The organism is Pigmentiphaga humi, assembly GCF_900606115.1.
GTDB lineage: Bacteria > Pseudomonadota > Gammaproteobacteria > Burkholderiales > Burkholderiaceae_B > Pigmentiphaga > Pigmentiphaga humi.
The window spans coordinates 141,445-161,725 of sequence record NZ_UWPJ01000026.1; the positions used below are offsets into that span (position 1 = coordinate 141,445).

17 protein-coding genes are annotated in these 20,281 nt (G+C 67.6%); 5 read left to right on the plus strand and 12 right to left on the minus strand.

Annotation, left to right across the window (positions count from 1 at the left end):
• Positions 1-100: 100 nt before the first annotated feature.
• The 4 genes from PIGHUM_RS17475 to PIGHUM_RS17490 are packed head-to-tail and all read left to right on the plus strand — an operon-like array spanning position 101 to position 5,582.
• Positions 101-2,206: a TonB-dependent siderophore receptor gene (locus PIGHUM_RS17475; RefSeq protein ID WP_342773209.1), complete on the plus strand. Its 2,106-nt coding sequence runs from the start codon at positions 101-103 to the stop codon at positions 2,204-2,206.
• 1 nt (position 2,207) lies between these two features.
• Positions 2,208-3,884 (plus strand): PepSY-associated TM helix domain-containing protein, encoded by a 1,677-nt coding sequence (locus PIGHUM_RS17480; protein ID WP_124080905.1) that lies wholly within the window; start codon positions 2,208-2,210, stop codon positions 3,882-3,884.
• Positions 3,881-4,321: a cupin domain-containing protein gene (locus PIGHUM_RS23945; protein ID WP_160142331.1), complete on the plus strand. Its 441-nt coding sequence runs from the start codon at positions 3,881-3,883 to the stop codon at positions 4,319-4,321. The genes PIGHUM_RS17480 and PIGHUM_RS23945 overlap by 4 nt, the downstream gene beginning before the upstream one ends.
• A gap of 1 nt (position 4,322) precedes the next feature.
• Positions 4,323-5,582, plus strand: a complete 1,260-nt coding sequence (locus PIGHUM_RS17490) for a RhtX/FptX family siderophore transporter (RefSeq protein ID WP_124080909.1) — start codon at positions 4,323-4,325, stop codon at positions 5,580-5,582.
• Here PIGHUM_RS17490 and cuyA read toward each other — a convergent pair.
• The 6 genes from cuyA to ppk1 form a co-directional block, all read right to left on the minus strand.
• The gene (gene cuyA, locus PIGHUM_RS17495; RefSeq protein ID WP_124080911.1) at positions 5,564-6,559 is read right to left on the minus strand and encodes a D-cysteate sulfo-lyase; all 996 of its coding nucleotides are present in this window, start codon (positions 6,557-6,559) and stop codon (positions 5,564-5,566) included. The genes PIGHUM_RS17490 and cuyA overlap by 19 nt on opposite strands.
• A gap of 39 nt (positions 6,560-6,598) precedes the next feature.
• The gene (gene cuyB / locus PIGHUM_RS17500; RefSeq protein WP_124080913.1) at positions 6,599-7,348 is read right to left on the minus strand and encodes a cysteate racemase; all 750 of its coding nucleotides are present in this window, start codon (positions 7,346-7,348) and stop codon (positions 6,599-6,601) included.
• A gap of 21 nt (positions 7,349-7,369) precedes the next feature.
• Complete coding sequence (locus tag PIGHUM_RS17505) at positions 7,370-8,410, minus strand: amidohydrolase family protein (RefSeq protein ID WP_124080915.1); 1,041 nt, start codon at positions 8,408-8,410, stop codon at positions 7,370-7,372.
• A 59-nt stretch (positions 8,411-8,469) separates the two neighbouring features.
• Complete coding sequence (locus tag PIGHUM_RS17510) at positions 8,470-9,450, minus strand: Bug family tripartite tricarboxylate transporter substrate binding protein (protein WP_124080917.1); 981 nt, start codon at positions 9,448-9,450, stop codon at positions 8,470-8,472.
• A 158-nt stretch (positions 9,451-9,608) separates the two neighbouring features.
• Complete coding sequence (locus tag PIGHUM_RS17515) at positions 9,609-10,508, minus strand: LysR family transcriptional regulator (RefSeq protein ID WP_124080918.1); 900 nt, start codon at positions 10,506-10,508, stop codon at positions 9,609-9,611.
• 96 nt (positions 10,509-10,604) lie between these two features.
• Positions 10,605-12,698 carry a polyphosphate kinase 1 gene (ppk1, locus tag PIGHUM_RS17520; RefSeq protein ID WP_124080920.1) on the minus strand — a complete coding sequence of 698 codons (2,094 nt, stop codon included), beginning with the start codon at positions 12,696-12,698 and terminating at the stop codon, positions 10,605-10,607.
• Between the two features lie 137 nt (positions 12,699-12,835).
• On the opposite strand from ppk1, the gene ppx reads away from it, so the two are divergent.
• Complete coding sequence (gene ppx / locus PIGHUM_RS17525) at positions 12,836-14,326, plus strand: exopolyphosphatase (protein WP_124080922.1); 1,491 nt, start codon at positions 12,836-12,838, stop codon at positions 14,324-14,326.
• On the opposite strand, the gene PIGHUM_RS17530 is transcribed toward ppx, so the two are convergent.
• The 6 genes from PIGHUM_RS17530 to ftsH all read right to left on the minus strand — a co-directional run bounded on the left by PIGHUM_RS17530 (position 14,279) and on the right by ftsH (position 20,222).
• Entirely contained in the window at positions 14,279-14,464 is a 186-nt protein-coding gene (locus tag PIGHUM_RS17530; RefSeq protein ID WP_124080923.1) for a hypothetical protein, read from the minus strand. The two genes, ppx and PIGHUM_RS17530, sit on opposite strands and share 48 nt — an antisense overlap.
• Positions 14,461-15,255: a GNAT family N-acetyltransferase gene (locus PIGHUM_RS17535; protein ID WP_124080925.1), complete on the minus strand. Its 795-nt coding sequence runs from the start codon at positions 15,253-15,255 to the stop codon at positions 14,461-14,463. The genes PIGHUM_RS17530 and PIGHUM_RS17535 overlap by 4 nt, the downstream gene beginning before the upstream one ends.
• A 178-nt stretch (positions 15,256-15,433) precedes the next feature.
• Positions 15,434-15,886: a SixA phosphatase family protein gene (locus PIGHUM_RS17540; RefSeq protein ID WP_124080927.1), complete on the minus strand. Its 453-nt coding sequence runs from the start codon at positions 15,884-15,886 to the stop codon at positions 15,434-15,436.
• 116 nt (positions 15,887-16,002) lie between these two features.
• On the minus strand, positions 16,003-17,343 hold the full coding sequence (gene glmM / locus PIGHUM_RS17545; RefSeq protein WP_124080929.1) for a phosphoglucosamine mutase: 1,341 nt from the start codon (positions 17,341-17,343) through the stop codon (positions 16,003-16,005).
• A 70-nt stretch (positions 17,344-17,413) separates the two neighbouring features.
• Entirely contained in the window at positions 17,414-18,247 is an 834-nt protein-coding gene (gene folP, locus PIGHUM_RS17550) for a dihydropteroate synthase (protein WP_124080931.1), read from the minus strand.
• An 88-nt stretch (positions 18,248-18,335) separates the two neighbouring features.
• Positions 18,336-20,222 carry an ATP-dependent zinc metalloprotease FtsH gene (gene ftsH, locus PIGHUM_RS17555; protein WP_124080932.1) on the minus strand — a complete coding sequence of 629 codons (1,887 nt, stop codon included), beginning with the start codon at positions 20,220-20,222 and terminating at the stop codon, positions 18,336-18,338.
• Positions 20,223-20,281: the final 59 nt, after the last annotated feature.

Genomic DNA, 20,281 nt, shown 5'->3' on the forward strand with positions numbered 1-20,281 from the left:
GATCGCCAGATTGATACCGGCAATCGCCAATCGGCACTCCGCTCCCTTCCTAGAATTCATGAGATTGATTCTCAATTCCAACACAAGGAAGAGGACCCTCGTGGATACGCGCAAGCCATTTCATGTCCGCACCGCCCTGGCCTCGGCCATCATGCTGCTGGGCGCGGGCGCCCATGCTCAGACAGCGCCCGAGCCGCAGGCCAGCACGCTGCCCGAAGTCAAGGTCACGGGAAGCGCCGATGCGCCCGCGTCGCTGCTCAAGACTTCGCAGTCCCTCAAGGAAACGCCGCAATCGGTCACGGTCATCGACCGCGAACGCATGCAGCAGCAGAACCTGCAGACGCTGGAAGAGGTACTGCAGCAGGCGCCCGGCATCACCGTCCAGCCCTATCAACAGCTCACCACGGGCTACTACGCGCGGGGTTTCAAGATCGACTCGTTCCAGCAGGACGGCGTACCCGTGCTCATGGGCCAGACGGCCGGCGCGCCGGAAGACATGGGCATGTACGAACGGGTGGAGATCCTGCGCGGCGCGAACGGCCTGCTCCAGGGCACGGGCAACCCGGCCGCGACCGTCAATCTCGTGCCCAAGCGGGCGCCGCGGCAGTTCGGCGCGCGCGGCGCGCTGACCGCCGGCAGCTGGAACCGCTACCGCGCCGAAGCGGACGTGGGCGGCCCGGTGAACGAAAGCGGCAGCCTGCGCGCGAGAATGGTGGTCAGTCACGAGGACCGCGACTTCTTCTACGACGTGGCCGACCAGAAGTCCACCAACCTGTACGGCACGGCCGAGCTGGACCTCGGCCCCGGCACCGTGCTGTCCGTGGGCGTGCACCACCAGCGCATCCGCTCCATCACCAACATGGCCGGCGTGCCCTTCTACAGCGATGGCCGCGACATCGGCCTGCCCCGCTCCACCTACCTGGACGTCGCGTGGGACCGCTTCAACTGGGACAATACGCGCGTGTTCGCCGGCCTGGAGCACGCGTTCGACAACGGCTGGACGGCCAAGCTCAACGTCAACCGCCTGAGCGGCAACGCCGACATGAAGTATGCCGGCGCCAACGGCGCGGTCGATCCCGCCACCGGCGCCGGTCCGCGCCTGACGGGCGCCGCCTATGAATTCGAGAACCGCCAGACCAGCGCGGACGGCTACCTGAACGGCCCGTTCACGCTGTTCGGCCGCAGGCACGAGGCGCTGGTGGGCGTCAATCACCTGCGCACCAGCACCGAGCAGTTCTCCGCCAACTTCCTGACGCCGATAGGCGTGCCGGTGGACGTCTGGAACTGGGACCCGCACAGCGTGCCCGAACCCGCAGTGGGCCCGTACACATCCCGCGGGCCGACGCGCATGGTCCAATCGGGCGCCTACGCAATGGGCCGGTTCTCGCTGGCCGATCCCCTCAAGCTGATCCTGGGCGGCCGGCTGAGCCGGTGGAAGCAGAGCACCTCGTCCGCCAGCTCCCGCATCAACAGCGAGTTCACGCCCTATGGCGGCCTGGTGCTGGACATCGCGCCGCAGTGGGCGCTCTACGCCAGCTACGCGCAGGTTTTCCAGCCGCAGACGCAGGCCACGTGGGAAGGCGACATGCTCGATCCGGTCCAGGGAAGCAACCGGGAAGTCGGCATCAAGGGCGGACTGCTGGACGGGCGGCTGGACGCCAGCCTGGCCCTCTTCAACATCCGGCAGCGCAACCGCGCGCAATCGGACCCCGCGCATCCTTGCGCGGGCGCGATCTGCTACTACATCGCGAGCGGAGAGGTCGAGAGCCGCGGGATCGAGGCCGAATTGAACGGACGCGTCCTGCCGGGCCTGGACCTGTCGCTGGGATATACCTACAACGCCACCGAATACCTGAAGGACGCCCAGTCGCAGGGTCAGCCCTTCGCCCGCTTCACGCCCAAGCACATCTTCAGGCTGTGGGCCAATACCGTCCTGCCCGGAAACGACGGCCGGCTCAGCGCGGGCCTGGGCATCCAGGCGCAAAGCGCCTATACCGTGCAGTCCGGCGGCGTCACCCTGCGCCAGGGCGGCTATGCCCTGGCCAGCCTGCGGCTCGGCTACCGCATCAGCAAACACATGAGCGCGGCGCTGCACGTCAACAACCTGTTCGACACGCGCTACTACCAGAGCCTGTCCGGCACCAGCTGGAACAACCGCTATGGCGAACCGCGCAGCGTTGCCCTGACGCTGCGCATGGAGTATTAGGGTGCCGGCTCCCCGCTGGCCCGCGCGCGCGGGTCTGGCCGTCCTGGCCGCGCCGGCGGCCGCCATCGGGCTGGCGATCGCCATCGCGCGCTGGGCGCCGCTGGACGACGCGCTGGACCGGCTGTACGCCGGCATGTTCGTCGGCGTGCTGGCGCAACTGCTGATGCTGGGCGCCTGCCTGTTCCTGGGCGTGCGCGCGGCCGTGCCCATGCGCCGGGCCGTGTCCGTCACTCACGCCTGGGCGGGGATGACCGTGGGCCTCGTGTTGTTCGTGATCTGCCTGACCGGCGTGTTCGCCGTGCTCAAGCAGGAGGTCCGCTACTGGGAGATGCCGTCCGAGCGCCAGGCCCCGGACCCGAGGCTCGACCTGGACGCCCTGCTGCGTGCGGGCCAGGCCCGGTTCGGCGACAGCGCCTCGTTGACGATCCAGTTGCCGGACGGCCTGCGTCGCCATGCGATCGTGGCCCCCGCCGGCGGCCGGCCGGCAGCCGGCCAGGCCGCGCTGGCCCTGCGCGCCGGCGACGCCAGCCCCGTGCCCGCCGTCCATGGCGGCGCGGCGGAGCTGCTGGTCACGCTGCACAACACCTTGCACGCGGGGTTTCCGGGCCGTGTGCTCGTGAGCCTGTTCGGCTTCGCGCTGGCCTTCCTGGTCGTGGGCGGGGTGGCCAACCACCCCCGCCGGGCCTCCGGACTGCTGCGCCTGCGCGTCGGCGCGGACGCGCGGACACTGGCGCTCGACGCCCACAAGCTGCTGGGGCTCTGGCTCTCGCCGCTCCTGTTGCTCATCGCAGTGACAGGCATTTTTTCTGGCCTGGGCGCGCTGGCCACCGTCAACCTGGCGCCCCATGCCTTCCCCGAAAGCCCTCGCCGGGCCATGCAGGCGCTGATGGACAACGCCTCCTTCCCCGCCGTGGGGCAGCCAGCCGCCATGCCCAGCCTGAACGCCCTGGCCGAACGCCATCGGCAGGCCCATCCCGGGTTCCAGGTGGAGAGCATCGCCATCCAGCACTGGGGCGATGCGCAGGCCTATGCCACCTTGCGCGGACACGGCGCCGGCCAATTGAGCACCGGCGTGTTCGAACGCTTCCATTACCGGCTGAGCGACGGCGCGCTGCTGCGCCACGACAGCGCGGCGCAGCGCGGTCCCTGGACCCGGGCGTTCATCGCCATCCAGCCTCTGCACTTCGCGCAATACGGCGGCACGGCCAGCCGCTGGCTGCACGCGGCGGGGGGCCTGGCCGCCGCGCTGCTGGCCGCCTCCGGCACCTGGCTCTGGCTGCGGCGGCGGACGACCCCGGAGCATCCGCAGGCCTGGCCGCGGCGGGCGGCGCAAGGTGTCTGCCTGGGATTGAGCTTCTCATGCTGCGTCCTGCTGGCGGTCACCAGCCTGACGCCGGACACGCTGCCGGCCCGTCCGGCGCTGCAGGCCTGGGCCTTCTGGGGTGCCTGGCTTGGAGCGGCCGCCTGCTTCGCGTGGCCCGCGAGCGGCCGCAAACGCGCCGCGGCCTCGCTGCGTATCGCCGGTGCCCTGCTCTGGATGGCGGCCATCGCCAGCCTCGCGCATCAGTCCGGCCACCCGCTTGCCGCCGAGTGGCCGGCGCTGGCCTTCAACTTCCTGCTGATCCTGGCGGGCGCCCTGTTGTGGCGGCTCGCCCGTTTTTCCCTTCGACCATCATGACCCGACACAAACTCCCCGACTCCGGCAGCGACGCCTCTCGCCTGCCCCGGCTATTCGCGCTGTCCTCCTCGCTGGCCGTCCTCCAGGCCGACGCGACCGTGCGCCTCATGCCGTTCCAGCGGCACGGCCTGCCGGAGGCCGGCTGGATCATGGGCATCAAGCCCATCTCCGACACCGCCTCGGTCCACGGCAACCACTGGGAACGGCATCCGCGCGGCGACGAGATCCTGACGCTGCTGGAAGGGTCGCTGCGCGTCGTCCTGGCCGCGGACGAGGGCGACGAACGCGAACTGGAAGTCGCCGCGGGTGAGTCCCTAGTCGTTCCCCAGGGATGGTGGCACAGGCTGGAAGTGCATCGGCCGGGCCGCCTGATGTTCGTCACCCCCGCCACCGACAGCGAGCACCGCCCGCGCCGCCCCCGCGACCAGGAAAACTGACATGCCAACCCTTTCCCCCGCTTCGAAGGCACGGCGCGACGCGCCCCTGCTGCAATGGCCCATGATCGCGTTTCTGTACGCTTCCCAGGGCATCCCCTTCGGACTCGCGATGGAAGCGCTGCCGGCCATACTGCGGGAGCAGGGAGCCAACCTCGGGGCGCTCGCCTATCTTCCCTTGGTGGGTCTGCCCTGGGTCCTGAAATGCGGCTGGGCGCCGATCGTGGACAACCACTGGTCGCCGCGCCTGGGTCGCCGGCGCAGCTGGATCCTGCCCATGCAGGGGCTGGTGCTGGCCCTGTTGCTGGGCATCATGGCGATCGGCGTCGCGCAGGCCGCCCTGCCCTATCTGCTGGCGCTCTCGGTGGCCGCGTCGCTGGCCAGCGCCACGCAGGACATCGCCACCGACGGCCTGGTCGCCGAACGGTTCGATACGCGCACGCTGGGCGCGGCCAACGCGGTCCAGGTCGGCGGCACCATGATCGGCTTTTTCTACGGTGGCCCGGTGTTCCTGATGGCCTATGCCCGGCTCGGCCAGACGGGCGCGCTGCTGCTCCTGTCCCTGCCCATCGCGCTCAGCCTGGCGCTGGTCGCGGCATGGCGCGAACCCGCGCCGCCCTCCGATCGATGGACGCGCCCGCAGCAGGCCAGCCTGCGGCGCTTCCTGAGTTCGGGTCCGCAAGCATGGGCGTTGATCGCCGCGGCCTTTCTGTCCGCCGTGACCGTGGTCGCCTGCCATGGATTGTCCAAGCTGCTGCTGGTCGATGCCGGCTGGGCACTCGAAAAGATCGGCCAGGTGGGCATGGCCGGCGGCGCCGTCACCATCGTCCTGGGCTGCGGAGGGGGCGCCTGGCTGGTGTCGCGGCTGGGCGCCTGGCCGGTGTTCTTCGTCGGCATCGCCTCGGCGGGCGCGGCGGCCGCCGTCTGGACGGTCCTGGCCTGGAGTTCGCCCGCTCTGCCTGCCTATGTCGTCTGGCTGGCGACGCTGCTGGCCAGTTTCGGCGCGGGGAGCGCATCCGTCGCGATGATGACCGCCGCGATGCGCTTCGCCCATGCGCGCGACCAGGCGGGCACCGACATGACCGCCGTGCAGAGCATGCGCGACCTGGGTGAAATGGCCGCGTCCTCGTCGTTGATCGCCCTGGCCGCGCTGGCGGGCTACGGCGGGGGCTTTATGGTCGGCGTCGGGCTGGCGCTGGCCACGCTGGTGCTCACGCCCATGCTGCTGTGGTCGCGCCGGACGGCTCAGAACACGGAACGGTAACCGAAAAGCGCGGCGGACCCGCCGGTATGGACGAATACCACCTTCTGGCCCTTGCGGTACCGGCCTTCCCGGATCTGGCCGATCAGCCCGGCCATGCCTTTGCCGGAATAAACCGGGTCCAGCAGTATGCCTTCGCGTTGCGCCAGCATGGTGACGGCTTCGATCATCGAAGGCGTGGGCTGGCCATAGCCCGGCCCCACGTAGCGGTCGTCCACCTGCACCGCCGATTCGGCGATGCGGGTCGAAAGCCCCAGCAGTTCGGCAGTGGCGTTGGCCAGCTTCAGCACGTTGGCCACTTGCGGCGCCTGCGGCGCCCGCACGCTGATGCCGATCACGGGAATGCCGCTTTGCGTACCCTCGAAAGCGGCTATCAGACCGGCCTGCGTGCCTGTGCTGCCCGTCCCGTGGAACACCGCCGCGACGTCCAGGCCGAGCTCGTAGGCCTGCTGCATGATTTCCAGCCCGCAGGCGACGTAGCCCAGCGCGCCGACCGGATTGCTGCCGCCGCCCGGGATGATGTAGGGTTTGGCGCCCTGGCTGCGCAGTTCCGCCGCCAGGGTTTCCATCGCCGCGTTCATGTCGGTGCCGGCCGGCACGCGGCTGGCGATCTCGCCGCCCAGCAGCCGGTCCAGGAAAACGTTGCCCGATTCGGCGTATTCCTGGTCCAGGTTGGTCACCCGGCTCTCCAGGATGGCCTTGCTCTTCAAGCCTACGATATTCGCCGCCGCGATCGTCTGGCGCACGTGGTTCGACTGCGTCGCTCCCTGCGTGATGACGGTGTCCGCCCCCTGCCGCAGCGCATCGGCGATGAGAAACTCGAGCTTGCGGGTCTTGTTGCCGCCCGTGGCCAGCCCGGTGCAATCGTCGCGCTTGATGTAGATATCGGGGCCGCCCAGATGTTCACTCAGGTTTTTCAGATGCTCGAGCGGCGTCGGGAAATGACCGAAGCGGTGACGGGGGAATTTTGCGAGATTCATTTTTGTCTCCTGAACGAAGGTGGAAAACCGGGTTGAAAACTAGGCGGGACCGGCCCTCGCGGCGGCAATGGCGGCCTGCGCCAGCGCGGTGGTGGAATCGACGAAGCCATCGTCCAGCGACATGCCGGCCGCCTTGAGCGCAAGCGGCAATTCCGTGCAGCCCAGGACAATGTGCTCGACACCTCGGGCGCGCATGCTCGCCACGCACTGCGTCAGCAATCCGCCCGCTTCCTGGACGCGGCCTTCCTTGACCAGAGCGATGCATGGGAGCAGCAGGTCGCGCAGTTCGGACTCTTCCGGCGCAACGAATTGCACCCCGTCGCGTTCGGCATAGACGCCCGCGGCCAGGGTCGCGCGGGTGGCCAGCAACCCGACCCGGCTGCCCGGCTCCAGGCCGTGGCCGGCCAACACGTCAATCACCGCATCGACGATATTCAGGAACGGCAGGTCGGTAGCGGCGGCCAGCTCGGGATACCAGTAGTGCGCGGTATTGCACGGCATCACGATCAGATCGGCCCCCGCGCGCTCCAAGCGCCGCAGCGACTCGGTCAATTGCGGCAGCGGGCTCTCGGTCGCGCTGAGAATGGCGCCGACGCGATCGGGTATCTGGGGGATCTGGGCCACTACCGCGGGGATGTGCTGCTGGTCGGTGCCGGCGCCGGCAAGGTCGATCAGGCGCTGCATGAAATCCACCGTGGCCAGGGGCCCCATGCCGCCCAGTACGCCTACCAGCCTGGGCGGCGACGCCCTCCCCGCGCCATGCGCAAGCACACCGTTGTCCGGCTTCATCGTCATGCTCCGGTGCGCGCGTCAGGCCCGGGCCGGCGAACGGCCCGAGGCTTCCAGGCGGGTACGCAGGCGCGGATAGACGCGCAGGGCATTCCCGCCCATGACCTTGGCGCGTGCCTCGGGCCGCAGCCAGGCGATGCCGTCGATGTAGCGCTTGGTGTCGTCATAGTTGAAGCCCGTGCGCGGATCCACGCCCTTGACCGCGCCGACGATCTCGGATGCGAACAACACGTTGTCCTCCGGCACGATCTGCAGCAGCAGCTCCATGCCCGGCTGGTGGTAGACGCAGGTATCGAAAAAGACGTTCTCCATCATGCTCTCCAGCGGCGGCCTGCCCATGTCCTGGGCCAGGCCGCGATAACGGCCCCAGTGGTAGGGCACCGCGCCGCCGCCATGGGGAATGATGAACTTCAGGCCGGGAAAGTCCCTGAACAGGTCGGCTTCGATGAACTGCATGAAAGCCGTGGTGTCGCCGTTGATGTAATGCGCCCCCGTGAAATGGAAATTGGGATTGCACGAACAACTGGTATGGACCATGGCCGGCACGTCCAGCTCGACCAGCTTCTCGTAAAGCGGATACCAGTGGCGGTCGGTCAGCGGAGGATCCTTCCAGTAGCCATCGGTGGGATCGGGATTGATATTGCAGCCGACGAAGCCCAGCTCCTCCACGCAGCGCACCAGTTCGGGAATGCACAGGGCAGGGCTGACGCCCGGCGACTGCGGCAATTGGCAGACGCCGGCAAAACGGTCCGGGTACAGCGACACCGCCCGATGGATCAGGTCGTTGCAATGCCGCGTCCAGGCTTCGCTGGTGCGGGCATCGCCCACGTGGTGCGCCATGCCGCCCGCACGGGGCGAAAACAGCGTCATATCGACGCCGCGCTCGCGCTGGATGCGCAATTGGTTGAGCTCGAGCGACTCGCGGATCTCGTCGTCGCTCACCGCCATGCCCGGGTCGGGCGTGCGCCGTTCGGGATGCAGCAGCATGTCCAGCTGCCAGGCGCGAAAAGCCGCGAGCGCCTTGGGAGCCGTCGTGTAATGGCCATGGCAATCGATGATCATGGTCTATCCGGATACATTGCAGGGGCGGGCGCGGCGCCTTGCGGTCCGCGTCCGGCGGTTCATTCGGCAGTCACGCCGGCCTTTTTGACCACGTCGGCCCACTTGGCGACCTGCTCGTGGAAGAAGGCGTCGAACTGCCGGGTGCTGCCTCCTCCCACCGTGACCGCCATCTGCTTGAGCTTGTCCTGGACCTGCTTGTCCTTGAGCGCGGCGTTGATGCGCGCGTTCAACGCCTCGACCACGTCGTCGGGCGTCCGCTTGGGCACCGCGAACCCCCACCAGACCTTGGCCTCCAATTCGGAATGGCCGAGCTCCCGCGCCGTCGGGACGTCGGGAAGCTGCGGCAGGCGCTCGTCGCTGTCGACCATCAGCGCACGCAGCTTTTTCGCCTGGACCTGGGGAACGGCCTCCAGCGGATTGAGCAGCATGAACGACACCCGGCCCGTCACCAGATCGAGCTTGGCGGCCGAGCCGCCCTTGTAGGGAACGTGGACCATCTGGGTATTGGTCGTCAGCCTCAGCAGTTCCGACGCCAGGTGCGGCGCGCTGCCGCTGCCCGAGGTGGCATAGGTGATCGTACCGGGCTTGGCCTTGGCCGCCTTGATCAGGTCGTCCAGAGTCTTGTAGGGGGAATCCTGCGCCACCACCAGGATGAGCGGCGCATAGCCGATATAGGCCACGGGCCGAAGATCGTTCACCTCATTGAACGTCCGCTTGGGATAGATCGTGGGGTTGGTGGCCAGCCCGTTGGCCGCGATCAGCAGCGTGTAGCCGTCCGGCGCCGACTTCACGACGGCTTCCGTGCCGATGTTGCCGTTGGCGCCGCCCTTGTTCTCCACGATCACGGGCTGCCCGGTCTGCGCGCTGATGCTCTCGGCGAACAGGCGTCCCAGGGTGTCGACCGCGCCGCCGGGCGGGAAAGGAACGACCAGGGTGATGGGTTTGTCGGGATAGGCCGCCAGGGCCGGCGCCGCCAGGGCCAGGGCAAGCGCGGCTCCTCCTGCCATGCCCGCGAACATGCAACCGAAACGCTGCGTCATCGTCGTGTCTCCTGTTTTATCGGTATGCCGTCGCGGCGCATGCACCGCCGCGCGACACCGAAAGCTTAGTGCTGGAGAAACGCTATGAATATCGGCATCCCTGCCTAGCTGTTATTCCTCGAAAACATATCCGGGCCGCTGGCCTGCGCGCACACGGTTCAAGCCTGGGGCGCCGCCAACTGCTCCAGCAGCAGCTCTTTCGTGCGATGCACCAGCGTGGTCAGGGGCCGCTCGGACGACGTAGCCAGCGCCAGCACGCTGCTCATGCGCGGCCCGATGATGCGGCGCAACTGCAGGCTCTCCTTGAAGGCGCTGATGGCAACGGCGTGGCGGGTCACGACGGCATAGCCTTCGCCCTGGGCGACCAGGTTGACGATGGTCGCCACCGCGTCGATTTCAAGCGCCACCTGCGGCTTGAGTCCCATGTTGGCCAGCCGGGTCTCCACCATCATGCGCAGCGGATGCGGCCTGCAGGGGATGATCAGCGGCAGCTCCGCCACGCGCCGCAGGGGAATATCGGCCACCACCGCGGCCTCGCTGTGCTTCTTGTAGCCCAGCAGCAGCAAGTCGTCTTCGCGTATGGGCTGGATGTCCAGGCTGGGGGACGGCACCGGATCGTGCAGCAGCGCGATGTCGATGCGGCCGGCCAGCAGCCACTCTTGCAGGTGGATGGTCAGCCCCTCCGTGATGCACAGGTTGGCCCGGGGATAGCGGTGCCGGAACGCCTTGACGAAGGCGGTGCTGGACATCCGTCCGACCGCATAGGGAAAACCGATGATCACCCGGCCCAGCGGCGTGCCGCGCGCATCCTCGACGTCATGGCGTGCATGTTCGACCTGCAGCTGTATGGTCCGGCCATGCGCCAGCAGGCGCTTGCCCGCCTCCGTCAGGCGCACGCCGCGGCCGTTGCGGTAGAACAGCGTCTGCCGCAGCGCTACTTCCAGCTTGCGCACCTGCCGGCTCAAGGCGGGCTGGCCGACTCCGAGCACGGCCGCGGCCTGGGTGAAGCTGCCCAGTTCGGCCACATAGATGAAGTATTCCAACTGCCGCAGATCCATCGCGCCTCCCCTTGGCTCGTGGCCAGATTGTAGGGGCGCGGGCGGCGACCGTAGCGGGCGCGGGCCTGGCCGTACGCGCGAACGAGGCGGCCTGCGCTACTGCACCGTTTCGTCGAAGCCGACCAGCGTCTTCATCAGATGGGCATGCAGGCTGAACGGCTGGCGGCGCGAGCGGACCCGGACGTAGTCGCCGGACGGCTGCTGCTGCCATGCCAGTTGGTTGTCGCGCAGCGCGAAGGTGAAGGCCTCGTCGATGACCCGCTTCTTCAGGGCCTTGTCGGTGACGGGATAGGCCACTTCGATGCGCCGGAAGAAGTTGCGGTCCATCCAGTCCGCCGAGGACAGGTACACCGATTCCAGGCCGCCGTTCAGGAAATAGAACACCCGCGAATGCTCGAGGAAGCGGCCGACGATGGAGCGCACGGTGATGTTTTCGGACAGGCCCGGCACGCCGGCGCGCAGCGTGCAGACGCCCCGCACGACGAGGTCCACGCGCACGCCGGCGCGGCTGGCCTTGTAGAGTTCTTCGATGATGGAGGGCTCGAGCAGCGAGTTCATCTTGGCCATGATGCGGGCCGGCTTGCCCGCGCGGGCGTGGCGGGCTTCGCGCCGGATCATCGCCACCATGGTTTCATGCAGCGAAAACGGCGCCTGCAGCAGGCACTTGAGCTGGCGGCGCGCGCCCAGGCCGGTGAGCTGGGAGAAAATCTGCTCCATGTCCAGGCACATGCGCGGATCGGCCGTGAACAGGCCGAAGTCGGTATACAGCCGGGCCGTGCTGGGATGGTAATTGCCGGTGCCCAGGTGGCCGTAGCGGCGGATGCGGCCGCGCTCGCGGCGCAGCACCAGCGCCATCTTGGCGTGCGTCTTGTGGCCTACCACGCCGTACACCACGTGCGCCCCCACCTCTTCCAGACGCGCCGCCCAGTTGATGTTGGTCTGCTCGTCGAAGCGCGCCATCAGTTCCACCACCACGGTCACCTCCTTGCCCGACCGAGCCGCCGCCAGCAATAGCCGCATCAGTTCGGAATCCTCGCCGGTGCGGTAGATGGTCTGCTTGATCGCCACGACGTTCGGATCGGCCGCCGCCGCGGTCAGGAAATCGATGACGGGCTGGAACGACTGGTAGGGATGGTGCAGCAGGCGGTCCTGCTCGGCGATGGCCTTGAACAAGGCCTCCGGCGCCAGGCTGCGCTGGTCGAACGGCGCGGGCACCGCCGCGCGGAACGGGGGGAATTTCAGATCGGGCCGGTTGATGCCGTTGACCAGCTGCATGAGGCGTGCCAGGTTCACCGGACCATTCACGCGATAGGCGTCGGCGGGCGAGAGCGAAAACTCCTTGAGCAGGAAACGCTCGAGTTCGGGCGGGCTGGAATCGGCCAGTTCGAGCCGCACGCCGTCGCCGAAGTGGCGCTGCGTCAGTTCGCCCTGCAGCGCCTGGCGCAGATTGGTGATTTCCTCGTCGTCGACGAACAGGTCGCTATTGCGCGTCAGGCGCCACTGGTAGCACCCTTCCACCGTCATGCCGGGAAACAGATCGCCCACGAAAGCCTGCATGAACGAGGTCAGCATGACGTAGCCGTGGGGATGGCCGGACAGCCTGGGAGGCATTTGCATCAGGCGCGGCAGCGCGCGCGGCGCCTGCACGATGGCGATGGCGGCGTTGCGGCCGAAGGCGTCGCGGCCCGACAGCTGGACTGCGAAGTTCAGGCTCTTGTTGAACACCCGCGGAAAAGGATGCGCCGGATCCAGCCCGATGGGAGTGAGCAGCGGCATCACGTCCAGCCGGAATACCTCGTGGGCCCAGGCCCGCTGCGCCGGCGTCCAGCTCTGCGCCATGTGCAGCACGATGCCCTCGGCCTGCATGCGCGGCAACACCTCCTGGTTGAGCAGCGCGTACTGGCGCCGCACCAGTTCATGGGCGGCTTGCGACACGCGCTCGGCCACCTCGGCCGGCGTGCGGTCGTCCAGACCCCGGACCGAAGGGTTCTGGCGCACCTGTTCGTGCAGGCTGGCCACGCGTATCTCGAAGAATTCGTCCAGGTTGGAGGCCACGATACAGAGGAAGCGCAGGCGCTCGAGCAGCGGGGTGCGCTCGTCCTCGGCCTGGGCCAGCACCCGTTCGTTGAACTTCAGCAAGGCAAGCTCGCGGTTCAGGAACCGGTCTTTGGCAGGCAATCGGGCAACCATGGAATATCCGCAGCGTCGTTATCGAATCTCGAAGCGCTATTCTTGCGTCAAAATGATGACTACCTTATGACAGTGCAACCATTCTGTCATCGAAGCGCCCTATTCTTTCGTGGTTACGCGTCCACTATCCCGCACCCATGACCCAGTTGCTTGCCGCCGTCGACCTCGGCTCCAATAGTTTCCGGCTGGTGATCGGCCGCATCGTCGAATCCGGCGACGCGGTGCAGATCTACCCGGTGGACCGCCTCAAAGAAACCGTGCGGCTGGCCGCAGGCCTGCGCGCCGACAAAACCCTGGACGCGCCGACCGCCGCCTTCGCGCTGGAAGTGCTGCGACGCTTCGGCGAGCGCCTGCGCAGCTTCCACCCCGAACGGGTGCGCGCCGTCGCCACCAACACCTTCCGCGTCGCCCGCAACGTCGCGGAATTCCTGCCCCAGGCGGAAGAAGCCCTGGGTTTTCCCATCGAAGTCATCGCCGGCCGCGAAGAAGCCCGGCTGATCTTCGCCGGCGTGGCGCACTCGCTGCCGCCGTCGGTCGACAAGCGCCTGGTGGTGGACATCGGCGGCGGCTCGACCGAATTCATCATCGGCCGCCGCTTCGAGCCGGAATTGATGGAATCGCTGTACATGGGCTGCGTCAGTTTCAGCCGCGCCCACTTTCCCGCCGGCATCGTCGACGCCCACACCATGAAACAGGCCGAGATGGCGGCGCGCCGCGAGATCGAAGTCATCGCCAAGCAATACCGAAAGGCGGGCTGGCAGGAAGCCTACGGCTCGTCCGGCACGGCCAAGGCGCTGGGCGCGATCCTCACCGAGTCGGGCTTCTCCGACCAGGGCATCACGCGGCGCGGCCTGGACAAGCTCAAGGACAGGCTGATCAAGGCCGGCACGGTCGAGCGCGCCCAGCTGGCCGGCATCAAACCCGACCGCATTTCGGTGCTGCCCGGCGGCCTGGCCATCATGAGCGCGATCTTCGACGAACTGGGCATCGAGTCGATGCGCACCGCGGACGGTGCGCTGCGGGTAGGCGTGCTGTACGACCTGGCCGGACGCGACTCGGCGTTCGACAAGCGCGACGATACCGTGCGCCAGTTCATGAGCCGCTACAAGACCGACAAGGCCCAGGCCGCGCGCGTGCGCCAGACGGCCCTGGAGCTGTTCAGGCAGCTGGTGCCTTCGCCCGCCCCCGACCAGGGCGAACTGACGCGCATCCTGGGCTGGGCGGCCGATCTGCACGAGATCGGCCTCTCGATCGCGCACAATACCTATCACAAGCACACGGCCTACATCCTGGAACATGCCGACATGCCGGGGTTCTCCCGCCAGGACCAATCCCTGCTGGCGCTGCTGGCGCTGAGCCACCAGGGCAAGCTGGCCAAGCTGGAAGAACTCGTCGCCCACGAGGAGCAATGGATCGCCATCCTGTGCCTGCGGCTCGCCGCCATCCTCTATCGCCGGCGCGAAGACGTCGGCCCGCTGCCCATCGCGGTTTCGCTCAAGGGCCATTCCCTCATCGTCAAGGCCGCCGCGGCCTGGATGCGCGCGCATCCGCTCACCGACTTCACGCTGCGCGCCGAAGAATCAGAATGGCGCAAGGTAGGATTCACGTTCGAGCTGCTTGAGCTCTGAGCGCACCCGCCGGGTCAGCCGGCTCAGCACCCGCACGCCCAGGCGGCGTACGCGCCGCCGCAGCTTCGCACGCCGGCGCGTGCTGGCCAGGCGCCGGCCGCCCGCTGCGGCGGGCACGAGCGATGCCGGGCGCATCATGATTGCCTGGAGGTGTGGGTATCCAAACCGAAGTGGCGGCGATAGCGGTCGTCCAGGGCATCCATGGACAACAGCATCGGAAAATCCGCCGTGTTGAAATCGGCGTCCCAGGCCGGCTCGCCGCAGACGCGCGCGCCCGTCTTCAGGTAGCCTTTGATCAGCGGCGGCACGCGCACGGGCAGGCGGCAATCGAGCCGCTCCATGGGCAGGCCGTGCAGCGGCGTCACGCGCAGCTCGCGCGCCGACTCGATGTGCGAGGCCACCGAGCGGTACACGCCGGCGGCCGTGGCGCCGTCGTCGCGCAGGCTCACGCTGGCGCAGCCGAACACGTAGCGGTGTCCGGAACGGCGCAGGAACTCGGCCAGGCCGGACCACAGCAGCATGATCACCGAGCCGCTGCGATAGTCGCGATGCGTGCACGAACGGCCGAACTCGACCAGTTCGCTGCGGATGGGCGCCAGCCCGGATAGGTCGAACTCCGATTCGGAATAGTATCCACCCGCCAGGCGGGCTTGCTCGGGAGCGAGAATGCGGTAAGTGCCGACCACGCGGTCGGTGTCCAGTTCGCGCACGATCAGGTGTTCGCACCAGGCGTCGAACCGGTCTTCGTCAATGCCGCCCACCGCGCCGGGGAACACGGCCCCCATGTCTTCGGTGAAAACTTCGTAGCGCAGGCGTTGCGCCTGCCTGACCTCTTCCCAGGACCGAGCCAGCCCGACTGCCAGGACGGGACCGTCATCCAGGCCGCTGGCCGGGCTTCGAGGCGCTTCGATGCGGGTGAATTCGAGCATATGCACACTCCTTGACAAGTAAGGCGAGTGTCGGTGCTGCGCGTTTCACGTCTTTGACAGCATGATGACCGTACCATGACACCGGTTCCGGGCACCAGCTTGCTTGCAAAATCAGGGCGGGCCGGGGAAGACGAGCCAAGGGCACCGCTTCTTCCGGCCGCAATGCCCTATGCCGGAGCTAGATGAACTCCGGATTGACCACGGCCCGCAGGACGGTCTGGAAATCCTCGTCGCGCTGGCGCCGCGCCAGCCACCAGAGCCCGCCCTTCTTGAGCGTCCAGGGCAGATCCTGTCCCGCCAGCAAGGTGCTGGCGACCCGCCCCAGGGTGGGCTGGTGGCCGACCACCAGCACCGGCCGGGGCGACAGCGGCCAGCCGACGGCAGCCAGCACGTGCGCCGGCTCGGCTTCCGGAGCGAGGTCCGGCACGACCTGGTACTCGCGGTCCAGCGCGTCGGCGGTCTGCCGCGTGCGCACGGCCGGGCTGACCATCACCAGCAGACCGGACGGCGCATGCGCATGCAACCAGGCCGACATGGCGGAGGCCTGCTTGCGGCCGCGCCGAGTCAGCTCGCGCGCCATGTCGTCCTGGCCGTCCTCGGCCTCGGCATGGCGCCAGAGAAGAAGATTCATGGAAGGAGCCTGCAAGATCATCGTAGATCCCCGAATTGTGCTCGCCGCAAATGACCACCGCTTGACAGCTCAGCGCGCTGCCCCCAACGACGCGACTGGCTCGGCGCGTAAGGGGACTATCTCAAACTCGCGGAGAGCTTCTCCAGGCACGCATCGACCTGCCGTTCGTCGGAGGCCTCCACCATGAGCCGCAGCTTGGGCTCGGTACCCGAGGCCCGGATCAGCACCCGGCCACGGCCTTGCAATTCCCGTTCCACGTCCTCCCGCGCGCGCGCCAAACCGGCGTGGTCATGCCAGTCTACGCCGGGTGTCAGCGGCACGTTCACCAGTTTCTGGGGATACAGCGTCAAGCCATCCATCAGCTCCGCCAGCGGACGCCCTTCGCGCTGCACCGCCGCCAGGATCTGCAATGCCGCGACGATGCCGTCCCCTGTGGTGTGGCGGTCCAGGCAGAGCAGGTGGCCGGAGCTTTCGCCGCCATAGAGCCAGCCCTTCTTCTGCAGCATGGCCAGGACGTAGCGGTCGCCCACCGCGGCGCGCCCAAAGGGGATCTTCATTTCCGCCAGGCGGTGCTCGAGCGCCAGGTTGGTCATCTGGGTGCCGGCCACGCCGGCCACCGGCCCGTGGCGCAGGCGGTCCGCCACGATGACGTAGAGCAGCTCGTCGCCGTTGTAGCGATGGCCCGAGCGGTCCACCATCAGCAAACGGTCGGCGTCGCCGTCCAGCGCGATGCCGACGTCGGCGCCCTGCTCCGAAACGGCCTGCGCCAAGGCATCCATGTGCGTGGCGCCCACGCCTTCATTGATGTTCAGCCCGTTCGGCGTGCAGCCTATGCAACTGACCACCGCACCCAGTTCCCTGAACACATCGGGGGCGATGTGATATCCCGCGCCATGCGCCGCATCGACCACGACCTTGAGCCCGGACAGATCCAGGTCGTTGGGGAACCCGCTCTTGCAGAACTCGATGTAGCGGCCGGCGGCATCGTTCAGGCGGCGGGCCCGGCCGAGTTTCTCGGACGCCACGCATCCCACCGGCTCGTCCAGCGCCGCCTCGATGGCCAGTTCGACCTCGTCGGGCAGCTTCATGCCGGCGGAGGAGAAGAACTTGATGCCGTTGTCGTAATACGGGTTGTGCGAGGCACTGATCACGATGCCCGCCGACAGGCGCAGCGCGCGGGTCAGGTAGGCGATGCCCGGCGTGGGAATGGGGCCGGCCAGCAGCACGTCGATGCCGGCGGCAGACAGGCCTGCTTCCAGCGCGGACTCCAGCATGTAGCCGGAAATACGGGTGTCCTTGCCGATCAGCACGACCGGACGGCTGCCTTCGTGATGGGTGTCCGTCAGCACCTTGCCAGCGGCGTAGCCCAGCCTGAGCGCGAATTCCGCGTTGATGACCCTGGCCCCCACTTTGCCTCGAATACCGTCGGTGCCGAAATACTTGCGTTTTCCAACCATTGCCGGTTGCCCTCTTTGTTGTTGTTTCTTTTTCGGCCGTCTTGCCGCGTTCCCCGCGCTCCGGGCGGCGTCAATCGCTCCAGGACTCGACGGCGCGCCAGACCTTGAGCGCGTCCACCGTGGCGGCCACGTCATGGACCCTGACGATGGCCGCGCCCCGCGCGACCGCGGCCAGTGCCCCTGCGATACTGCCGCTGACGCGGTCGTCCACCGGCTTGCCGGTGACGGCGCCTATCATGGTTTTGCGCGACACGCCGACCAGCAGCGGGTAGCCCAGCGCCCCCACCTCGGGCAGGCGGCGCATCAATTCGTAGTTGTGAGGCGCGGTCTTGCCGAAACCGAAGCCCGGGTCCAGGCAGATGCGTTCGCGCGCGATGCCGGCCGCCAGCAGCCGCTGCGCCTGCGCATCCAGGAAGGCCGACACTTCGCCCGCGACGTCTCGGTAGACCGGCGCCTGCTGCATGGTGCGCGGCTCGCCCTGCATGTGCATCAGGCACAGGCCGCTGGTTCCCCGCGCCACCGCCTCGATCGCGCCCGGCTGCCTGAAGCCGTAGATGTCGTTGATCATGTCGGCGCCGGCGTCCAGCACCGCGCGCATCACGGCAGGCTTGAAGGTATCGATGGACAGCGGCACCCCGCAGCCGCGCAGCGCCTCGATCAGCGGCAGCAGCCGCGCGAGCTCTTCGTCCAGCGGCACCGGCGCAGCCCCCGGCCGCGTCGATTCGCCGCCGATGTCCAGCATGTCGGCGCCCTCGTCGATCAATTGGCGGGCGTGCGCAACCGCGGCGTCGAACGCAAGATTCCTGCCGCCATCGGAAAAGGAATCGGGCGTGACGTTGAGGATGCCCATGACCAAGGGCCGAGACAAATCCAGATTAAAACGACCGCAACGCAATTCGGACATGCAGAACTCGGTGGAGCGCTGGAAAAAACACAGCCTATTGGCGGAAGATTTCCGTCAATAGGCTGGCATGGTCAATCGCTGAGCGAACTCAGGCTGGAGCAGTGGCGTTGGGAGCGACGCCGCCGGTGCTCGGCGGGTTGTTCGGCGGCGCATCGGCCGAGTCGGACACTTTGGGCGGACGCGGCGGGCGGCCGTCGACGATGTCGTTGATCTGGTCGACGTCGATGGTTTCCCACTCGAGCAGCGCCTTGGTCATGGTCTCGACCTTGTCGCGGTTGTCTTCCAGGATCTTGCGCGCCACGGTGTATTGCTCGTCGATGATGCGCCGGATCTCGGCGTCCACCTTCTGCATGGTGGCTTCCGACACCTGGGTGGTCTTGGTGATGCTGCGGCCCAGGAAGACCTCGCCCTCGTTCTCGGCGTAGACCATGGGGCCGAGGGTATCGGTCATGCCGTAGCGGGTGACCATGTCGCGCGCGATCTGGGTGGCGCGCTCGAAGTCGTTGGAGGCGCCGGTGGTCATCTGGTTCATGAAGATTTCCTCGGCGATCCGGCCGCCGAACAGCACCGCGATCGTGTTCAGCATGCGGTCCTTGTCCATGCTGTAGCGGTCGCCCTCGGGCAGCTGCATGGTCACGCCCAGCGCACGGCCGCGCGGGATGATGGTGACCTTGTGCACCGGGTCGGTCTTGGGCAACAGCTTGGCGACGATGGCGTGGCCGGACTCGTGGTAGGCGGTATTGCGGCGCTCTTCCTCGGGCATCACGATGGAGCGGCGCTCCGCGCCCATGATGATCTTGTCCTTGGCCTTCTCGAAATCGAGCATGTCCACGGTACGGCCGTTGCGGCGCGCGGCGAACAGCGCGGCCTCGTTGACCAGGTTGGCCAGGTCGGCGCCCGAGAAGCCGGGCGTGCCGCGCGCGAGAATGGTGGCATCGACGTCGGTGGCGACCGGCACCTTGCGCATGTGGACCTTCAGGATCTGCTCGCGGCCGCGGATGTCGGGCAGGGGCACGACCACCTGGCGGTCGAAGCGGCCCGGGCGCAGCAGCGCCGGGTCGAGCACGTCGGGACGGTTGGTGGCGGCGATCACGATGATGCCCTGGCCGGTTTCGAAACCGTCCATTTCCACCAGCATCTGGTTCAGCGTCTGTTCGCGCTCGTCGTTGCCGCCGCCCAGGCCGGCGCCGCGCTGGCGGCCGACCGCGTCGATTTCATCGATGAAGATGATGCACGGAGCATGCTTCTTGGCATTCTCGAACATGTCGCGCACGCGCGCCGCGCCCACGCCGACGAACATTTCGACGAAGTCGGAACCGGAAATGCTGAAGAACGGCACCTTGGCCTCGCCGGCGATGGCGCGCGCCAGCAGCGTCTTGCCGGTGCCGGGCGAGCCGACCATCAGCACGCCGCGCGGAATGCGGCCGCCCAGTTTCTGGAACTTGGACGGATCGCGCAGGAAATCGACCAGTTCCTGGACGTCTTCCTTGGCTTCGTCGCAGCCGGCGACATCGGCGAAGGTCACGGTATTGGAGTTCTCGTCCAGCATGCGGGCGCGCGACTTGCCGAAGTTGAACGCGCCGCCGCGGCCGCCGCCCTGCATCTGCCGCATGAAGAACACCCACACGCCGATCAGCAGCAGCATCGGGAACCAGGACACGAAGATGCTCATGAAGAGCGACTGCTCTTCCTTGGCCTTGCCCGAGACCTGGACGCCGTACTTCATCAGGTCGCTCACCAGCCAGAGATCGCCGGGGGACGTAATGGTGTAGGGACGACCGTCCGCAGGCGTGACGCCCAGCACGTCGCCCTGGATGTCGACCTTCTGGATGCGCCCTGCCTTGGCCTCTTCCATGAACTGGGAATAGGACACGGCGTCCTGGGGACGGGTGCGGCCCTCGAATTGCTTGAAGACCGTAAACAGGACAAAAGCGATCACCATCCAGATCGCAACTTTGGAGAACATATTGTTCAAGGCCGATCTCCTACTTGATTGCCGATCGGTCGACCTGCCGGAAAAATCCGGCCCGATCG

Excerpts from the sequence above, each read along its gene's own strand:
- PIGHUM_RS17515 (WP_124080918.1), bottom strand. The coding sequence starts at position 10,508 with ATGGATCTGCGGCAGTTGGAATACTTCATCTATGTGGCCGAACTGGGC.
- PIGHUM_RS17530 (WP_124080923.1), bottom strand. The coding sequence starts at position 14,464 with ATGATGCGCCCGGCATCGCTCGTGCCCGCCGCAGCGGGCGGCCGGCGC.
- folP (WP_124080931.1), bottom strand. The coding sequence starts at position 18,247 with ATGTCCGAATTGCGTTGCGGTCGTTTTAATCTGGATTTGTCTCGGCCC.
- ppk1 (WP_124080920.1), bottom strand. The coding sequence starts at position 12,698 with ATGGTTGCCCGATTGCCTGCCAAAGACCGGTTCCTGAACCGCGAGCTT.
- PIGHUM_RS23945 (WP_160142331.1), top strand. The coding sequence starts at position 3,881 with ATGACCCGACACAAACTCCCCGACTCCGGCAGCGACGCCTCTCGCCTG.
- glmM (WP_124080929.1), bottom strand. The coding sequence starts at position 17,343 with ATGGTTGGAAAACGCAAGTATTTCGGCACCGACGGTATTCGAGGCAAA.
- PIGHUM_RS17505 (WP_124080915.1), bottom strand. The coding sequence starts at position 8,410 with ATGATCATCGATTGCCATGGCCATTACACGACGGCTCCCAAGGCGCTC.
- PIGHUM_RS17510 (WP_124080917.1), bottom strand. The coding sequence starts at position 9,450 with ATGACGCAGCGTTTCGGTTGCATGTTCGCGGGCATGGCAGGAGGAGCC.
- cuyA (WP_124080911.1), bottom strand. The coding sequence starts at position 6,559 with ATGAATCTCGCAAAATTCCCCCGTCACCGCTTCGGTCATTTCCCGACG.
- ppx (WP_124080922.1), top strand. The coding sequence starts at position 12,836 with ATGACCCAGTTGCTTGCCGCCGTCGACCTCGGCTCCAATAGTTTCCGG.
- PIGHUM_RS17540 (WP_124080927.1), bottom strand. The coding sequence starts at position 15,886 with ATGAATCTTCTTCTCTGGCGCCATGCCGAGGCCGAGGACGGCCAGGAC.
- PIGHUM_RS17535 (WP_124080925.1), bottom strand. The coding sequence starts at position 15,255 with ATGCTCGAATTCACCCGCATCGAAGCGCCTCGAAGCCCGGCCAGCGGC.
- PIGHUM_RS17490 (WP_124080909.1), top strand. The coding sequence starts at position 4,323 with ATGCCAACCCTTTCCCCCGCTTCGAAGGCACGGCGCGACGCGCCCCTG.
- cuyB (WP_124080913.1), bottom strand. The coding sequence starts at position 7,348 with ATGAAGCCGGACAACGGTGTGCTTGCGCATGGCGCGGGGAGGGCGTCG.